Origin of the sequence: Amycolatopsis sp. NPDC059235 (genome assembly GCF_042754125.1) — a bacterium.
In the GTDB taxonomy this organism is placed as follows: Bacteria; Actinomycetota; Actinomycetes; order Mycobacteriales; family Pseudonocardiaceae; genus Amycolatopsis; species Amycolatopsis albidoflava.
This window is the reverse complement of record NZ_JBHZAG010000048.1, coordinates 36523-52878: the sequence shown is the minus strand read 5'-3', so window position 1 is coordinate 52878 and position 16356 is coordinate 36523. Positions and strand designations below refer to the sequence as shown.

Here is a 16356-nt window from a genome sequence, read left to right as displayed (position 1 = left end):
AGCTGTCGTCACTCACGCTACCAGAGTGATGACAGCATCTGCTGTCGCTACACTGGGCGCATGGCGCGATGGGAGGGCAACACCCGGAACCGGCTCGAGCAGGCCGCGCTGGCACTGTTCGAGGAACAGGGCTACGACCGCACCACGGTCGCGCAGATCGCCCAGCGCGCGAACCTCACCGAGCGGTCGTTCTACCGGTGGTTCGCCGACAAACGGGAAGTGCTGTTCGGCGGCAGCCAGGAACTGGAAACCGAATTCGTCACCGCGATCGACGCCGTCCCGCCGGGCACTCCCGCACTGCCCACCCTGCTGGCCGCCTTCGCCACGGCGCCGCGCGTATTCCGCCCGCGCGAATTCCTGCTCCGCCGGGCAACGGTGATCGCGGCCAATCCCCCGCTGCGGGAACGGGAACTGATCAAGCTTGTCACCATTTCGGAAGCGCTCACGACCGCGCTGCTGGACCGCGGAATCGGCCCCGAAACCGCGCGGCTGGCCACTGATCTCGGCCTGTCCGTGCTGCGACTCGCCACCGAACGCTGGATGGCCGAGGAACACCGTGACGGCAAGGGTTTCCCCGAGGCGCTGTCCACTGCGGCCGCGGACTTGCTAGCCGTCGCCACCTCGGCCTGAAGCAGCCCGCGCGAACCGTTCCGCGATCTGCGCCAAACGCCCCGTCAATTCCGGCGGCGCGTCCTCCACCACGAAGTCGAATTCCCACTGCGCGAGGTAAAACGGAATGTAGTCGAAGGTTTTCGCGCCGGTGCGCATTCGGCAGCTTTCGTCGTCGATGGGCTCGATCACCGCCGTAGTCGGCGAAACCCGCGCGGACAGCACCTCCGCCGGCGCCGACACCCGCAACGTCACGATGTGCGGATACGGCGCGGTCGCGATCCGGCTCGACACGTACGCGGCGAGGTCTTCGGCCGGCGGTTCCCTTGGCGTGAAACGGAAACTGGGCGTCGGGAGCCCGTCGATGCGGTCCAGCCGGAAGGTGCGCCAGTCATTGCGGCCGAGGTCCCACGCGACGAGGTACCACCGCCAGCCGGTGTGCACGAGCCGCAACGGTTCCACGTCGCGCTCGGCCACGGCGCCCGCGTGCGTGCCGTAGGTGAACCGCAGCCGCTCGTTGTCCCGGCACGCGGCCGCGACCACGGTGAGCAGCTCCGCGTCGATCGTCGGCGCGCCGCCGGGGATCCGGATCATCGCCGAATCCATCGCCCGCACCCGGTGCCGCAGCCGCGCGGGCAACACCTGTTCGAGCTTCGCCAACGCCCGCACGGACGTCTCCTCGATCCCCGACACGGTGCCGTTCGCCGCCGTCCGCAGGCCGACCGCCACCGCGACTGCCTCGTCGTCGTCCAGCAGCAACGGCGGCAACGCGGCGCCGGAGCCCAGCCGGTACCCGCCCGCGACCCCCGGCGTCGCGTGCACCGGATAGCCAAGCTGCCGCAGCCGTTCGACGTCGCGCCGGATCGTCCGGACGTCGACCCCCAACCGGCCCGCGAGGTCCGGACCAGGCCACTCGCGGCGCGCCTGCAGCAGGGAGAGCAAGCGCAAGAGGCGTTCGGAGGTTCCGTACATGGCGGTTACTCTGCCACGCTTCGCGGACAGTTCCGGTCCTCGATCTCCCAGGACTTGCCGTGCTCCGCGAAGACCGGCAACAGTGACGCATGCTCGACGACCTGCTCGCTGTCGCCCGCGAAGAGGCGGAAGCCGGAAAAGCCGAGGGCGGCGTCCCGATCGGCGCGGCCCTCTTCGACCGCGACGGGAAGCTCCTCGGACGCGGCCACAACCGCCGCGTCCAGGACGGCGACCCGTCCCTGCACGCCGAAACCGCCGCTTTCCGCGCCGCCGGCCGCCGCCCGCACTATCGCGACACGATCATGGTCACGACTCTGTCGCCGTGCTGGTATTGCAGCGGCCTGGTCCGGCAGTTCGGCATCCCGCACGTGGTGATCGGCGAATCGCGGACCTTCACCGGCGGGCACGACTGGCTGGCCGACCACGGAGTCCGCATCGACCTGCTCGACGACCCCGCCTGCATCGCCCTCATGACCGAATTCATCCAGCGGGAACCGGCACTGTGGTTCGAGGACATCGGCGAACCGACGTGATTCACGCCAACGGCGAAAACTCCAGCGGCAACGCGATAATCGAATCCGCGTCCAGAATCTCCTCCGGCGCACCCGGCGGCGGCCACATCCCCTTCGCGTAGAGATCACGACGGATCGCGAGCCGTTCGTCCAGACTCGCGAACGGCCAGATCTGGATGATCCGGTCCGGCCCGTCGAGCGCGTACATCACCACGGTCAGCGGATCGACCACATGCCGCGCGGGCAACGCTTTACGCCAGCCGTCGATCGTCGCGGTCAAACCGCCCGGGCGAAGGTGATAATCTCGGATCTCGTACACCGAACCGTACTTCCCCAGCCGCACCGGTGGGACGAACGGAAACGGCGCGAAACTCTGCAGCGACAAATCGGTCAGATAGTCGCCGCCGAACGGCTTGCGGCTGTGGCGCGCCCGCATCCGCTCTTCGTCGAGCGACTGCTGATTCTCGAACCCGCGCAGCACGACCAACCTGCCAAGCGGGCCGTTCTCCGTCTGCCAGCAGCCGAGCAGCTCGCCGTGCCCCTCGACCCACGGCAGCACACCCTCGGCGGCTTTCGGCCCGTCGAGCAGCTGAAAGGACAGGATCGCCAGCTCGTAACGGACGGCCTGCTGCTCCGCGGCGACGTCGGCTCCGCTGATCCGGACTGGTTCGGTCATGACACTCCCCTTCGAAGATCGGCCGCTCCGAGGGCACCGCTGACCGGGGAGCCGTCTTCAGCGTGACACACCGCTCCGGGAGCGCCCGCTGCGCGGCGTTGTTTGCCCTCCCGTCCGCGCCCGGCTTCCCGATCGTCCCGCTCACCGGCGCCCCTGAACATCCCGGCGACCTGGACACCCTCAGTGAGGTTTTTTCCCACTTCCGCCCATGTCTTGACACTTCTCAATGGTCTAGTCCATTGTGACTGCGCACACACTCCCCCCGAGTGCCTGCGGGGCGCCGCCGCCACGTCCGGCTTCGCCAGGTGCTCCGATGCCGCGTGCCGCCGGGTGCGCGTTTCCCCCGTTGGAGGACCCATGAAATCCTTGCGCCGCACCACTTCCCGCCGGAAACTCGCCGGACGGCTCGGTGTGCTGGCACTCGCCGCGGGCACCGCGCTGAGCACCACCGCCGGCACCGCCTCAGCCGCGGGAGACCCGGTTCTCGCGGCGCCGTATCTGTACCAATGGGGCGGGCAGAGCGATCCGTCCGCCGCGATGGACGCGACCGGCGTCAGCGCGTTCACCCTCGCCTTCATGCTTTCCGGCGGCGGCTGCGCTCCCGCCTGGGACGGCAACCGCCCGCTCGACGGCGCCGACGCCGCGATGATCCAGAAGATCCGCGCCGCGGGCGGCGACGTGATCCCGTCCTTCGGCGGCTGGCAGGGCAACAAACTGGGCCCGAACTGCGGATCGCCGGAGGAACTGGCCGGCGCGTACCAGCAGGTGATCGACGCCTACAGCCTCAAGGCGATCGACCTCGACATCGAGAACACCGACGAGTTCGAGAACGCGGCGGTCCAGGACCGGATCCTCGGCGCGGTCAAGATTCTCAAGGACAAGGACCCGAACCTGCGCGTCGTGATCACCATGGGCACCACGCCGCAGGGCCCGAACGACTGGGGCAAGCGACTGGTCTCGCAGGCGAAAGCGCTGGGCGCGGACGTCGACGTGTGGTCGCTGATGCCGTTCGACTTCTCCGACGGCGGCGACATGGTCGCGATGACGAAATCCGCGGTGGACGGCCTGGTCGGAGAACTGAAGTCGACCTTCGGCTGGGACGACGCCACCGCCTACCACCGCGCCGGGCTGTCGTCGATGAACGGCAAGACCGACCGGGCCGGCGAGGTCGTATCGGTCGCGGACTTCACCGCGATCCGCGACTGGGCCGCCGAACACCACTTGGGCCGCGTCACGTTCTGGGCGACCAACCGCGACTGCGGCGGGTGCAGCGGGATCGACCAGGAGAACTACGCGTTCACGAAGGTCGTGGCCGGGTACAACGGCTGATCTTCGGAGGTGGCCCGAGCCGGCCGCGGCTCGGCTGGCTTGCGCTGGGCCGGACCGGGCCGGGAACGCTTCAGCCGACGAGCCGAGTCCGCGGCGATTCCGCTGACCTGGCCCGGGTTGGCCACGGTGCTACTGACCTGGGCCGAGTCGGCGGCAGCTCAGCCGGACTGAACGGGGTTGGCCACAGCACAACCGACCTCAGCCAACTCGGCGGCAGCTCAGCCGGCTCGGGCCTGGTTGGCCACGGCACCGAGCCGAGTCGGCAGCAATTCAGCCGGCTCGGGCCAGGTTGGCCACGGTGCTGAGCTAAGTCGGCGGCAATTCAGCCGACTTGGGCCGGGTTGACCACGGCGCCGAGCCGAGTCGGCGGCGGTTCGGCTGATCTGGGCCGCGCTGGCAGCAGTGCGACTGACCTGAGCCGAGCCATCGGCAGCCCCGCCGATCTGAGCCAAGTCGACGCCGGTTCAACCAAGCGAAAGGGCCGCCGGTCGGGCCGCGCCTCGCGGGTCAGCCGAGCCGTGCCGCGGTGGACTGAACCACCGTTCCGCACCGGTGCGCCCGCCCGAATCGAGGCCGTCCGGCACGGGGCGGAGCGCGGCGACGGGGACCTTCCCGCCCGGGAGGTCCCCGTTCTGCCGTCCGTCACACACCGTGCGCGGGTACGGCCGAACGAGTGAAGATCAGGCAGCGGCGGTGACCGACAGCGCGGCCACCCCGGCCTCGGTCAGCTCGGCGGGGACCCGGCCGGCGGAGGCGACGCCCGTGCCCGGGCGGACGTAGCCGCCCTTGGCGAGCGCGTGTGCGGTCATCTGGTCGCAGCAAGCGAAACCGTCGACGAACAGATCAGGCTCGCAGCTGGTGGACATCTCCGCGCGCTGTTGCGCGACCGCCTTGAGCATGGCCATCGCGCGATGGGTCAGCTCGACGGTCACCCTTTCTGAACCGGACACCGGGATCGCCTTCTTCCTCGTGGGCTACTTACTCAACGTTATCGCCGATTGGGCCGAATGTGTTAACAGCCACACTGTAGCGGTTCGGGAATGTGACGATGCCTAGACCTGTTCGGTTCCCGCCAGGCGAGATTCGAGCGTCCGGGCCCACTCGCGCACGATCTGCTCGCGGCGGCGGGTGTCGTCGGTGAGGAGGTTGGCGAGGCCGAGGCCGCGCCCGAGGTCGAGAGTGGCCTGGACCAGTTCGCGCACGCCCGGCTGAGCTTCGTCGACCCCGAGCAGCTCGACCGCGACCCGATGCGCCTCCCGCCCGACGCGCGCCTCCAGCGGCACGAGCACGTCGCGCAACTGGTCGTCCGTCGACGCGACGGCCCACAGCTGCAACGCCGCGCGGAACATCGGCCCGGTATAGAGGGTCAGCAGCATCTCGACCACCCACTCGATCCGCGACGAGCCGCCCGGCGACCCAGCCGCGCGCGTGCGCAGTTCGTCCAGCTGAGCCTCGCCGAGCAGTTCGACCGCCGCCGCGACCAGCGATTCCCGGGTCGGAAAATGATGCTGCGCGGCACCCCGGGAGACGCCGGCCCGCTCCGCGATGACCGCGACGGTGACCCCGTGCCACCCCCGCTCCCCGATGCAGTCCATCGCGGCCTCGATCAACCGCCGCCGCGTGGTGCGGCTGCGCTCTTGCTGCGGTTCGCGGAGCATCAGCCGTCACCTCGCCCGGCCGGTCCGCTCCCGCACAAGGCCGTGAGGGGAACCCTCAGGGACTCTGATTCTCTCAGGGTTCCCCCCACGGACCTCCGGTCAGGCCTCATGCCGTCACCACTGCTCAGTACGACTTCGGCAGCCCAAGGCTGTGCTGCCCCACGAAATTCAGCACCATTTCCCGGCTCACCGGCGCGATTCGGCCCAGCCGCACGGCTGTCACCAGGCTTCCCAGGCCGTACTCGGTCGCCAGGCCGTTCCCGCCGTGGGTCTGCACCGCCTGGTCCACCGCGCGGATCGCCACCTCCGCCGCCGCGTATTTCGCCATGTTCGCGGACTCGCCGGAGGCGAAATCGTCGCCCGCGTCGTACAGCGAAGCCGCCTTCTGCGTCATCAGTTTCGCCAGCTCAAGCTCGATTTTCACCTGTGCCAGCGGATGCGCGAGCCCCTGATGCGACCCGATCGGCGCTCCCCACACCTGCCGTTCGTTCGCGTAGCCGACCGCCTTGTCCAGCGCGTACCTCGCGGTTCCCAGCGAAAACGACGCGCCCATGATGCGTTCCGGGTTCAGGCCCGCGAACAGCTGCGCGATCGCCGCGTCCTCCTCGCCGACCAGGGCTTCCGCGGGCAGCCGCACGTCGTCCAGGAAGAGGGAGAACTGGTTCTCCGGCGCGACGATGTCCATGTCGATCTTCGTGAACTCGAACCCGGGCGTGTCCGTCGGCACCACGAACAGCGCGGGCTTCAGCCGCCCGGTCTTCGCGTCCTCGGTGCGGCCGACGACGAGCACCGCGTCCGCCTCGTCGACCCCGGAGATGAACACCTTGCGGCCGGACAGCACCCAGTCGCCGCCGTCCCGGCGGGCGGTCGTCGTGATCTTGTGCGAGTTGGATCCGGCGTCCGGTTCGGTGATCGCGAAGACGATCTTCTTGCTGCCGTCCGCGATTCCCGGCAGCCACTGCTTCTTCTGGTCCGGCGTGCCGAAGCGCGACAGCACCGTCCCGACGATCGCCGGCGACACCACCATCAGCAGCAGCGGCGAACCCGCGGCGGCGAATTCTTCCAGCACCGCGGCGAGATCCGCGATCCCCGCGCCCCCGCCGCCGTACTCCTCCGGCAGGTTCACGCCCAGGTAGCCGAGCCGTCCGGCCTCGTCCCACAGCTCGTCGGTCTTCTCGCCCGCGCGGGCCTTCTTCGCGTAATACTCGTGCCCGTACTTGCCCGCCAGATCGGCCGCGGCCTTCCGCAGCGCCACCCGCTCTTCCGGCTCGACGAAGTTCATCGCGTTCATTCGGTCTCTCCCACCACAGCCAGCACCGCGCCTACCTCGACCTGTTGCCCGACCTCGACCGGCAGTGCGGCGACCACGCCGTCCGCCGGGGCCGAGATCCGGTGTTCCATCTTCATCGCTTCCAGCCACAGCAACGGATCGCCCGTCCGCACACTGTCCCCTTCGGACACCGCGAGCCGGACGACCGTGCCCGGCATCGGCGCCAGCAGCGATCCCGCGGCCAGTGCCGAATCGGGATCGGCGAACCGCGGCTCGGCGGTCAGCGCCACCGAACCCAGCGGGGAATCCACATAGGACATCGAACCGCGCCGGGCGACCTCGAAGGTCCGGCGGACTCCGGCGATGTCGAAGACCACCTGGTCCGGCGTAGCTGAAATCAGGGTGACGTCGTCGTAGCCTTCGGCGCGCAGGCCGTCGCGGGTCAGCGAGTAGACGACCTCGTAACGGTTGTCTCCCTTGGCAAACACCTTCCGCTGACCTGCGGAGCGGACGTTGCGCCAACCACTCGGCAACCGTCCCAGGGTGGTGGCGGACGCCCGGTTCCCGGCGGCATCGGCCAGCGCGGCGGCCAGGGCAGACCAGCGTTCGGTGTCCACAGTGGCCAGCGGTGCGGCCAAAGTGGACAGTCCGTGCCGGTCGAAGAACGCGGTATCCGTTTCTCCGGCGAGGAAAGCCTCGTGGCGCAGGATCCGGACCAGCAGGTCGCGGTTGGTCACCACGCCATGGATCTTCGCGCCTGCCAACGCACCGGCGAGTCGACGCGCGGCTTCCGCCCGCGTGGGCGCCCACGTGATGACCTTCGCCAGCATCGGGTCGTAGTGGACACCGATCACCGAGCCGGATTCCACCCCGGAATCCAAACGCAGCCCGGCGCCGTGGGTAAACTCGCGGTCCACTCCGGACACTTCGAAAGCGTGCAGCGTCCCGCTCTGCGGTTGCCATCCGGCCGAAGGGTCCTCCGCGTACAGCCGGACTTCGATCGAATGTCCATTAGCCGCAGGCGGTTCTGCAGGCAACCGAGCACCCTCGGCTATCGAAAGCTGCAACGCCACCAGGTCCAGTCCGGTGACGTTCTCCGTCACCGGATGCTCGACCTGCAGCCGTGTGTTCATCTCCAGGAAGTAAAACCGGCCGTCTGGACCAGCCAGGAACTCGACGGTTCCCGCGCCCACGTAGTCGATCGCCTGCGCGGCCTTGCGCGCCGCGTCGAACAGCTCAGTCCGCATGGCATCGTCCACAAAGGGCGATGGCGCTTCTTCGACCACCTTCTGGTGCCGACGCTGGATGGAGCACTCCCGCTCCCCCACCGCCCAGACCGTGCCGTGCGAGTCGGCGAGCACCTGGACCTCGATGTGCCGTCCGGTCTCGAGATACCGTTCGCAGAACACCGTCGGATCACCGAACGCCGACCCTGCTTCCGCCCGAGCACTCTCGACGGCTTCGGCCAGCTCGCCCAGCGACCGGACTACGCGCATACCGCGACCGCCGCCGCCAGCGGAAGCCTTGACCAGCAACGGAAGATCGTCCTCGGTCACCGAGGACGGGTCCAATTCGGACAGCACCGGGACTCCGGCGGCGGCCATCAGCCGTTTCGACTCCACTTTGGAGCCCATGGTCTCGATCGCCGCGGGCGGCGGGCCGATCCACGTCAGTCCGGCGTCGAGCACCGCACGGGCGAACCCGGCGTTCTCGGACAGGAAGCCGTACCCGGGATGGATCGCGTCGGCTCCGGCGTCCGCCGCGGCTTTCACAATCAGTTCGCCACGCAGATACGTCTCGCCCGGCGCGTTGCCCGGCAGCCGGACGGCGACGTCGGCTTCCCGCGCATGCGGGGAATCGGCGTCCGCGTCGGAGAACACCGCGACCGTGCCGATTCCGGCGTCCCGGCAGCTGCGGAACACCCGGCGGGCGATCTCGCCCCGGTTGGCGACCAGCAGATTCTGGATCATGGCCCTCACATCCGGAAGACGCCGAAGCCGCCTTCGACGCCCTTCACTGGTCCGTTGTGGATCGCCGACAGGCTCAGCCCGAGCACCGTGCGGGTGTCGCGCGGGTCGATGATGCCGTCGTCGTAAAGCATGCCGGAGAGGAACATCGGCATCGATTCCGCCTCGATCTGGTTCTCCACCATGGCGCGCATCGCGGCGTCGTTTTCCTCGCTGTACTCCTGGCCCCGGCTCGCCGCAGCGGCGCGGGCCACAATGGACAGCACCCCGGCCAGCTGCGCCGGCCCCATCACCGCGGACTTCGCGCTCGGCCACGCGAACAAGAACCGCGGATCGTAGGCCCGGCCGCACATTCCGTAGTGCCCGGCTCCATAGGACGCTCCCATGAGGACGGACAGGTGCGGCACCTTCGAGTTCGACACCGCGTTGATCATCAGCGCGCCGTGCTTGATGATGCCGCTCTGCTCGTATTCCTTGCCGACCATGTAGCCGGTCGTGTTGTGCAGGAACACCAGCGGCGTGTCGATCTGGTTGGCCAGCTGGATGAACTGCGCGGCCTTCTGCGATTCCTCGCCGAACAGCACGCCTTGCGCATTCGCCAGGATGCCCACCGGATAACCGTGGATGCTCGCCCATCCGGTGACCAGGCTCGGCCCGTACAGCGGCTTGAACTCGTCGAAGTCCGAACCGTCCACGACGCGCGCGATCACCTCGCGCGGGTCGAACGGGACCTTCAGGTCGGTCGGCACGATGCCCAGCAGGTCTTCGGCGTCGAACACCGGCTCGGCGTAGTCCGGTTTGGCCGCCGGACCCTGTTTGGTCCAGTTGAGCCGCTTGATGATGCTCCGGCCGAGGCGGATCGCGTCCTCCTCGTCGACGGCGAGGTAATCGGCGAGCCCGGACGTCCGCGCGTGCATTTCCGCGCCGCCGAGGGATTCGTCGTCGGATTCCTCGCCGGTCGCCATCTTGACCAGCGGCGGCCCGCCGAGGAACACCTTCGCGCGTTCCTTCACCATCACGACGTAATCGGACATGCCGGGCAGATACGCGCCGCCCGCGGTCGAGTTGCCGAACACCAGCGCGACGGTCGGCACTTTCGCCGCCGAGGACCGCGTCAGATCACGGAAGACCCGGCCGCCGGGAATGAAGATTTCCTTCTGGGTAGGAAGATCCGCGCCGCCGGACTCGACCAGGTTGATCACCGGCAGCCGGTTCTGCGCCGCGATGTCCGCCGCCCGGAACGATTTCTTCGTCGTCCACGGATTGCTCGCGCCGCCCTTGACCGTCGGGTCGCTGGCCGAGATCAGGCATTCGACGCCTTCCACCACGCCGATCCCGGTGATCACGCTCGCGCCGACCCGGTAGTCCGAACCCCACGCGGCCAGCGGCGACAGTTCCAGGAACGGCGAATCCTCGTCCAGGAGCAGTTCGATCCGTTCGCGCGCCAGCAGCTTTCCGCGCTTGCGATGCCGTTCGACGTACTTTTCGCCGCCGCCGGCCACCGCTTTGGCCTGTTCGGCGTCGATCTCCGCGAGCTTCTCCAGCATCGCCTCGCGGTTCGCGGCGAACTCGTCGGCCCGGGTGTCCACTGTGGATCTGATAGTGGTCATGCGGTGTATCCCAATCGCTTCGCGGCCAGTCCGGTCAGGATTTCGGTGGTGCCGCCGCCGATGCCGAGAATGCGGACGTCGCGGTAATGCCGCTCCACTTCGGCCTCGCGCATGTAGCCGAGCCCGCCGTGCAGTTGCACCGCCTCGTTCACGACCCATTCAGCGGTCTGCACCGCGGTGTTCTTCGCGAAGCACGCCTCGGCGATCACTTCCTCGCCGGACACGTGCCGGATCGCGACCTGCCGGGCGTAGGTCCGGGCGACGTCGACCCTGCAGGCCATCTCGGTGAGCTTGTGCTGCACGACTTGCCGCGAGATCAGCGGACGCCCGAACGTCTCGCGCATCCGGCACCAGTCCAGCGTCAGGTCCAGTGCCCGCTGCGCGTGCGCATACGCTTGCACCGCCAGCGAAAGCCGTTCGGTCACGAACTGCGTGGCCACCTGAGCGAAGCCGCTGTTCTCCGCGCCGACCAGATTCTCCGCCGGAACCCGGACGTCCACATAAGACAGTTCAGCCGTGTCCGAAGCCGCCCAGCCCATTTTCTCCAGCTTGCGGGACACCGTGAAGCCCGGCGTCCCGCGCTCGACCACGATCAGCGAAAGACCGTGCGCACCTGCTTCGCCGGTTCGGACCACAGTGGTCACGAAGTCCGCGCGACAGCCGGAGGTGATGAACGTTTTCGCCCCATTGATCACATACTCGTCGCCTTCGCGCACCGCAGTGGTGCGGATCCCGGCGACATCGGAACCGCCGTCCGGCTCGGTGACCGCCAGCGAGCCGATCTTCTCGCCTTCGAGCGTCGGCCGCACCCAGCGTTCGATCTGCACCGGGTCGCCGGCCTCGACGATGTGCGGCACCGCGATCCCGCAGGTGAACAGCGACGCGAACAGCCCGCCGGACCCGCCCGCGTAGTGCATTTCCTCGGCGACCACGAGCGCGTCGAGGTAATTGCCGTCGCCGCCGCCCGCGGCTTCGGGGAACGCGACCCCGAGCAGACCCAGCTGTCCCGCCTTGCGATGCAGGTCGCGCGGCAGTTCCCCGGCCCGCTCCCAGTCGTCGAGATGCGGCAGCACGTCCTTCTCCACGAACCGGCGCACCGTCGCGCGCAGTTCGGTGCGTTCCGGCGTGCGGAACGGATCCACGGTCACAGCAGCGCCTCCGGGACGTCGAGTTCGCGCGCCCGCAGCCATTCGCCGAGCGCCTTCGCCTGGGGATCGAACCTGGCCTGCGAAGCGACGCCGTCGCCGAGAATGCCCTCGACCACGAAGTTCATCGCCCACAGGTTCGGCAGCAGATGCCGGGTGACCGGCAGTCCTTCGGTTTCCGGCAGCAACCGGCGGAATTCCCCGACGGTCAGCCGATGCACGAGCCAGCGCCACGCTTCCTCGGACCGCACCCACACGCCGAGATTCGCGTTGCCGCCCTTGTCCCCGCTGCGCGCCCCGGCGACCAGGCCAAGCGGGACCCGCCGCACCTTGTCCGCCTGCAACGGTTCCGGCAGCGCCGGTTCGTCCACTTCAGACAACTCAAGCGTCGCTGAGGCGGGCGCGATGTCCGCCTTGGACCCGTCCGGCAGCACCGCGACGTGCGGGACCGCGCCAGCGTCCACAAAGGCCGCTGAGTAGACCCCGAACGGCGACGCGTCCGAAGGCGGTGCGGTCACGTGGAATCCCGGGTAGCTCGCGAGCGCCAGCTCGATCGCCGCTCCGCTGAACGCACGTCCGGCGATCTTCGGATCGTTGTCCTTCACGGCGACATGGAGCAGCGCACTGGCGCGTTCCTCGGTGTCCGCGTCCGCATGATCCGTGCGAGCTAGTGTCCACCGGACGTCGGCTGGCGGACGCTTCGCCAGCGCGCCTTCCAACTGTTCCCGTACCAGCGCGGCTTTCTGCTCGATGTCCAGTCCAGTAAGGACGAACGTCGTCTCGTTCCGGAACCCGCCGAGCCGGTTGAGGCACACTTTCAACGTCGGCGGCGGCGCTTCCCCGCGCACCCCGCTGATCCGCACTCGATCCGGCCCGTCGTCCGAAAGGGACAGTGCGTCGAACCGTGCCGTTACATCAGGATTCGCATACCGCGCACCGGTGACCTCGTACAGAAGCTGCGCCGTGACAGTTCCGGTATTGACCACGCCACCGGTTCCCGGATGCTTCGTAATCACGCTGGAGCCGTCCGCGTAAATCTCCGCAAGGGGGAATCCCGGCACGCCGATCGGCTGTTCGCGGAAGAACGAGTAGTTGCCGCCCGTCGCCTGCGCACCGCATTCGATGACGTGGCCCGCCGCGACCGCTCCAGCTAGCGCATCGTAGTCGTCGCGGGCCCAGCCGAAGTGCGCCGCCGCCGGCCCCACGATCACCGACGCGTCCGTGACCCGCCCGGTCACCACCACGTCCGCACCGGCCTTGAGGCATTCCGCAATCCCCCACGCGCCGAGATAAGCGTTGGCAGTCAAAGGATTCTCGAAGCCGAACTCGTCCGCACGCGCGATCAGGTCGTCACCCTCGACGTGCGCGACGCGGACCTCGAGACCGAGCTTCGCGGCCAGTTCCCGCAACGCGTCCGCGAGCCCGGCCGGGTTGAGCCCGCCCGCGTTCGCGACGATCCGGACGCCCTTCTCCTTAGCCAGCCCGAGGTTCTCCTCCATCTGCCGGAGGAACGTCTTGGCGTAGCCGCGCGCCGGGTCCTTCATCCGGTCGCGACCGAGGATGAGCATGGTCAACTCGGCGAGATAATCGCCGGTCAGGACGTCGAGCGGGCCGCCGGTCAGCATTTCCCGCACGGCGGAGAACCGGTCGCCGTAGAACCCGGACGCGTTCCCGACGCGCAACGGCGCGCTCACGCGAACTGCCCCGGCTCGCGCCCCGCCCCGGGCGGCCCGGCGAACGCCTGCGCGATGCCCAGCCATTCCTCGACATCCGCGCCCGTCGCAACGAGATCAGTGTCCGCCGGATGCCGCCGCTGCGTCGCCACCAGGCAGAAGTCGAGCGCGCTGCCGGTGAGCCGCTGCTCCGCGTCCTCCGGCCCGAACGCCCAGGCACTGCCGTCCGGCGCGATCAACTCGACCCGGAATTCCTCGGTCGGCGGCGCGAGCGAGTGGAGTTTGTACGCGAAATCGCGCGTCCGCGTGCCGAACCGGGCGATGTGCCACAACCGTTCGGTCGGCTCGCGCGTGACGCCGAGCGCGTCGGCGATGTCCTGACCGTGCGCCCAGGTCTCCATCATCCGCGCGGTCGCCATGGAAGCCGCGCTCATCGGCGGGCCGTACCAAGGAAGCTTTTGCCCCTCCGGCACCGCTGCGAGCGCCTCGGCCAACGCGGCCCGGCCATCGCGCCACTGCGCCAGCAGCTCGTCCGGGGGCAGCTGGGCACCCTCTTCGGCACCCGCGTCGACGTAGTTTTCGCCGATGCTCAACAGGTTTTCGACCTCGGACTGCCAGTCCTGCGGCCGGCTCGCGGAGATCAGCGATTTGCCGTCGGTCCACGCCAGATGCGCGACCTGATGCGCGATGCTCCAGCCAGGCGCCGGCGTCGGCCGCGCCCACCCCTCGGCGGGCAACCCGGCGACCAGGTCGTCGACCGCCTCCGATTCGGCCGCGAGATCCCGGAGGATCCCCGCGAGATCAGCCATTCCTGCGCCTCCCTGCGTCCGCCGCACCACCTCGTGCGGACCCAGCGTGACCCCTGCCGCCGGAAAAATCAAGCGCGCCTGATTGTTTTTGCTCCAGCCGCGTGCCGTGAAGGACTCCCTAGGGGAATCTGATTCCCTCAAGGAGCCCTTCACGGACCTCAGTCAGCCGTGCGCGGTGTCGATGACGCAGAAGCGGTTGCCTTCCGGATCCGCGAGGACCACGAAGTCCGGATCCGGCGGGTAGTGCGGCCAGTCCACCTGCCGAGCGCCCAGTCCCACCAACCGAGAGACCTCCGCCGCCTGGTCCGCGGCGTCCCCGGCGTACAGGTCCAGATGCACCCGCGGCACCTCCTGCACCGGCACCGAGCTCCGCTGGAACGCCACCCCCGGCCCCGCGCCGTCGGGAGGCAACAGCACCACGAAATCCGTCGCGTCGTCCCGCCGCGCGTACCCCAGCGCGTCGCTCCAGAACGAGACCGCGCGCTCCATGTCCTCGACTCCCAGCACCACCGTGCCCACCTTCAGCATGACCCGAGCATGCCCCGGTCATGGACGCCCAACCGTTATTGACACATTGAAAACAACGCTCCGGCGCCCTACCGTCCTCCCATGGACTCCTACGCGGAGATCGCCTGCGAGGTCGCCGGCAAGGTCGCGACCGTCCTGCTCGACCGGCCCGCGGCCCGCAACGGCTACACGACCCGGACGGCCGACGAACTCGCCGACGCCCTCGACCGCGCCGACCGGGACGAGGACATCCGCGCCGTCGTGCTCGGAACCACCGGCAAGGATTTCTCCGTCGGGGCCGATCTTTCGTCCGGCGGATTCGACTTCGGCGACCGTCCGCCGGACGACTGGCAGGAACCCGCCGGCCGGGTGTCGAAGCGGATCTTCACCATGAACAAGCCGGTGCTGGCCGCGTTGCGCGGGGCGTCGGTCGGCGCGGGAATCACCATCACGCTGTCCTGCGACTACCGCTTCGCCTCGACCGATTCCAAGTTCGGCTTCGTCTTCACCCGCCGCGGGATCTACCCTGAGGGCGCGTCGGCGTGGTTCCTCCCCCGCCTCGTCGGGATGGGCGCGGCCGTCGACTGGATGGTCAGCGGACGGCTCTTCGGACCCGACGAAGCACTCCAAGCCGGTCTCGTCCACCAGATCCACGACCCCGAAGACGTCCTGAGCCAAGCCCAAGCAAAGGCCCGGGAAATCGCCGAGACCACCGCACCTGTCGCGGTCGCCGTCACCCGGCAACTGCTCTACCGGATGGCCTCGGCCCCGTCGCCGTTCGACGTCCACCAGGTGGACTCGAAGCTCATTTCCGAGCTGGGCTCGAACCCCGACGCCGTCGAAGGCATCGCCTCGTTCTTCCAGAAACGCCCGCCCGAGTTCCCGTTGCGCGTGGACCGAGATCTGCCGCCGTACCTGCCGTGGACCGGAGAATGACCGAGTATCCGCCCGAACCGTGGCACCTCGCCGCCGACGCCCGCATCTCGATCTGGCGCGTGCCGGTCGACGAACTGCCCGCATTGCCCACCGGCGCCGAGCCGCTGCTCCTCAACAACCAGGCCGCCGTCTTCACTGCCTGGATCGACTACCTCCCGTCCGGTCAGCTGAGCTACCACGAGCTCCTCTCCTGCGTCGCCGTCCGCGGCCGCGGGCTCGCCGCCTCGATCACCGACATCTGGGTCGACAGCGAGATCTCGCGCGCGGGCGGACGCGAACTGTGGGGGATCCCGAAGGACCTCGCGGCCTTCACCTTCACCGGGGGACGCACCTTCACCGCCGCGACCTCCGACGACTGGATCGCCACCGCCGCCTTCACCCCGCGCGTCGGGCTCCCGATCACACTCCCGGTACGCTTCGAGATCGCTCAAGCCCGAAACGGCAGCCCGCTGCGTAGCCCGGTCGAGTGGCGCGCGAAACCCCGCGCGGCGGCCGCGGACTGGTCGGTCAACCCGGCCGGGCCACTGGGCTACCTGGCCGGGAAACGGCCCGTGGCCAGTGCGGCACTGGGCGCCACGAAGCTTCGCTTCGGATCTTGCCCTCGGTGATCGGATAACCCGCCAGGGTGAGACTGACACGCCATACCTTGGGGCGCGTGCGAGCCTGAACCCCAAGATGTAGTC

At 68.9% G+C, this 16356-nt stretch carries 16 protein-coding genes; 5 read left to right on the top strand and 11 right to left on the bottom strand.

The window, feature by feature from the left end; genetic code table 11:
• Window positions 1–60: 60 nt before the first annotated feature.
• Window positions 61–630 (top strand): TetR/AcrR family transcriptional regulator, encoded by a 570-nt coding sequence (locus ACFXI3_RS27570; protein WP_344267049.1) that lies wholly within the window; start codon window positions 61–63, stop codon window positions 628–630.
• Here ACFXI3_RS27570 and ACFXI3_RS27565 read toward each other — a convergent pair.
• Complete coding sequence (locus ACFXI3_RS27565) at window positions 607–1581, bottom strand: helix-turn-helix transcriptional regulator (protein WP_377868853.1); 975 nt, start codon at window positions 1579–1581, stop codon at window positions 607–609. The two genes, ACFXI3_RS27570 and ACFXI3_RS27565, sit on opposite strands and share 24 nt — an antisense overlap.
• Before the next feature lie 89 nt (window positions 1582–1670).
• Here ACFXI3_RS27565 and ACFXI3_RS27560 point away from each other — a divergent pair, with 89 nt between their 5' ends.
• On the top strand, window positions 1671–2114 hold the full coding sequence (locus tag ACFXI3_RS27560; protein WP_378403294.1) for a nucleoside deaminase: 444 nt from the start codon (window positions 1671–1673) through the stop codon (window positions 2112–2114).
• A gap of 1 nt (window position 2115) precedes the next feature.
• On the opposite strand, the gene ACFXI3_RS27555 is transcribed toward ACFXI3_RS27560, so the two are convergent.
• Entirely contained in the window at window positions 2116–2769 is a 654-nt protein-coding gene (locus ACFXI3_RS27555; RefSeq protein ID WP_378403292.1) for an NIPSNAP family protein, read from the bottom strand.
• 357 nt (window positions 2770–3126) lie between these two features.
• Between ACFXI3_RS27555 and ACFXI3_RS27550 the strand changes: the two genes are divergently transcribed.
• On the top strand, window positions 3127–4098 hold the full coding sequence (locus ACFXI3_RS27550) for a chitinase (RefSeq protein ID WP_378403290.1): 972 nt from the start codon (window positions 3127–3129) through the stop codon (window positions 4096–4098).
• Between the two features lie 680 nt (window positions 4099–4778).
• On the opposite strand, the gene ACFXI3_RS27545 is transcribed toward ACFXI3_RS27550, so the two are convergent.
• From ACFXI3_RS27545 to ACFXI3_RS27505, 9 genes are all read right to left on the bottom strand, one after another.
• Window positions 4779–5048 carry a hypothetical protein gene (locus tag ACFXI3_RS27545; RefSeq protein ID WP_378403289.1) on the bottom strand — a complete coding sequence of 90 codons (270 nt, stop codon included), beginning with the start codon at window positions 5046–5048 and terminating at the stop codon, window positions 4779–4781.
• A gap of 102 nt (window positions 5049–5150) precedes the next feature.
• Window positions 5151–5756 carry a TetR/AcrR family transcriptional regulator gene (locus tag ACFXI3_RS27540; RefSeq protein WP_037814758.1) on the bottom strand — a complete coding sequence of 202 codons (606 nt, stop codon included), beginning with the start codon at window positions 5754–5756 and terminating at the stop codon, window positions 5151–5153.
• Between the two features lie 124 nt (window positions 5757–5880).
• On the bottom strand, window positions 5881–7047 hold the full coding sequence (locus ACFXI3_RS27535) for an acyl-CoA dehydrogenase family protein (protein ID WP_370938683.1): 1167 nt from the start codon (window positions 7045–7047) through the stop codon (window positions 5881–5883).
• Window positions 7044–8996, bottom strand: a complete 1953-nt coding sequence (locus ACFXI3_RS27530) for an acetyl/propionyl/methylcrotonyl-CoA carboxylase subunit alpha (RefSeq protein WP_378403286.1) — start codon at window positions 8994–8996, stop codon at window positions 7044–7046. The genes ACFXI3_RS27535 and ACFXI3_RS27530 overlap by 4 nt, the downstream gene beginning before the upstream one ends.
• Window positions 8997–9001: 5 nt before the next feature.
• Complete coding sequence (locus tag ACFXI3_RS27525; protein ID WP_378403284.1) at window positions 9002–10603, bottom strand: acyl-CoA carboxylase subunit beta; 1602 nt, start codon at window positions 10601–10603, stop codon at window positions 9002–9004.
• Complete coding sequence (locus tag ACFXI3_RS27520; RefSeq protein ID WP_378403282.1) at window positions 10600–11793, bottom strand: acyl-CoA dehydrogenase family protein; 1194 nt, start codon at window positions 11791–11793, stop codon at window positions 10600–10602. Before ACFXI3_RS27520 ends, ACFXI3_RS27525 begins: the two co-directional genes overlap by 4 nt.
• A complete protein-coding gene (locus ACFXI3_RS27515; RefSeq protein WP_378403280.1) occupies window positions 11748–13442 on the bottom strand; it encodes an acyclic terpene utilization AtuA family protein in 1695 nt (564 codons plus the stop codon). The genes ACFXI3_RS27520 and ACFXI3_RS27515 overlap by 46 nt, the downstream gene beginning before the upstream one ends.
• The gene (locus tag ACFXI3_RS27510) at window positions 13439–14230 is read right to left on the bottom strand and encodes a TIGR03084 family metal-binding protein (RefSeq protein ID WP_378403278.1); all 792 of its coding nucleotides are present in this window, start codon (window positions 14228–14230) and stop codon (window positions 13439–13441) included. Before ACFXI3_RS27510 ends, ACFXI3_RS27515 begins: the two co-directional genes overlap by 4 nt.
• A gap of 162 nt (window positions 14231–14392) precedes the next feature.
• Entirely contained in the window at window positions 14393–14758 is a 366-nt protein-coding gene (locus ACFXI3_RS27505) for a VOC family protein (RefSeq protein WP_344267094.1), read from the bottom strand.
• A gap of 81 nt (window positions 14759–14839) precedes the next feature.
• Between ACFXI3_RS27505 and ACFXI3_RS27500 the strand changes: the two genes are divergently transcribed.
• Window positions 14840–15673 carry an enoyl-CoA hydratase-related protein gene (locus ACFXI3_RS27500; protein ID WP_378403276.1) on the top strand — a complete coding sequence of 278 codons (834 nt, stop codon included), beginning with the start codon at window positions 14840–14842 and terminating at the stop codon, window positions 15671–15673.
• Window positions 15670–16281 (top strand): acetoacetate decarboxylase family protein, encoded by a 612-nt coding sequence (locus ACFXI3_RS27495; protein WP_378403274.1) that lies wholly within the window; start codon window positions 15670–15672, stop codon window positions 16279–16281. Before ACFXI3_RS27500 ends, ACFXI3_RS27495 begins: the two co-directional genes overlap by 4 nt.
• Window positions 16282–16356: the final 75 nt, after the last annotated feature.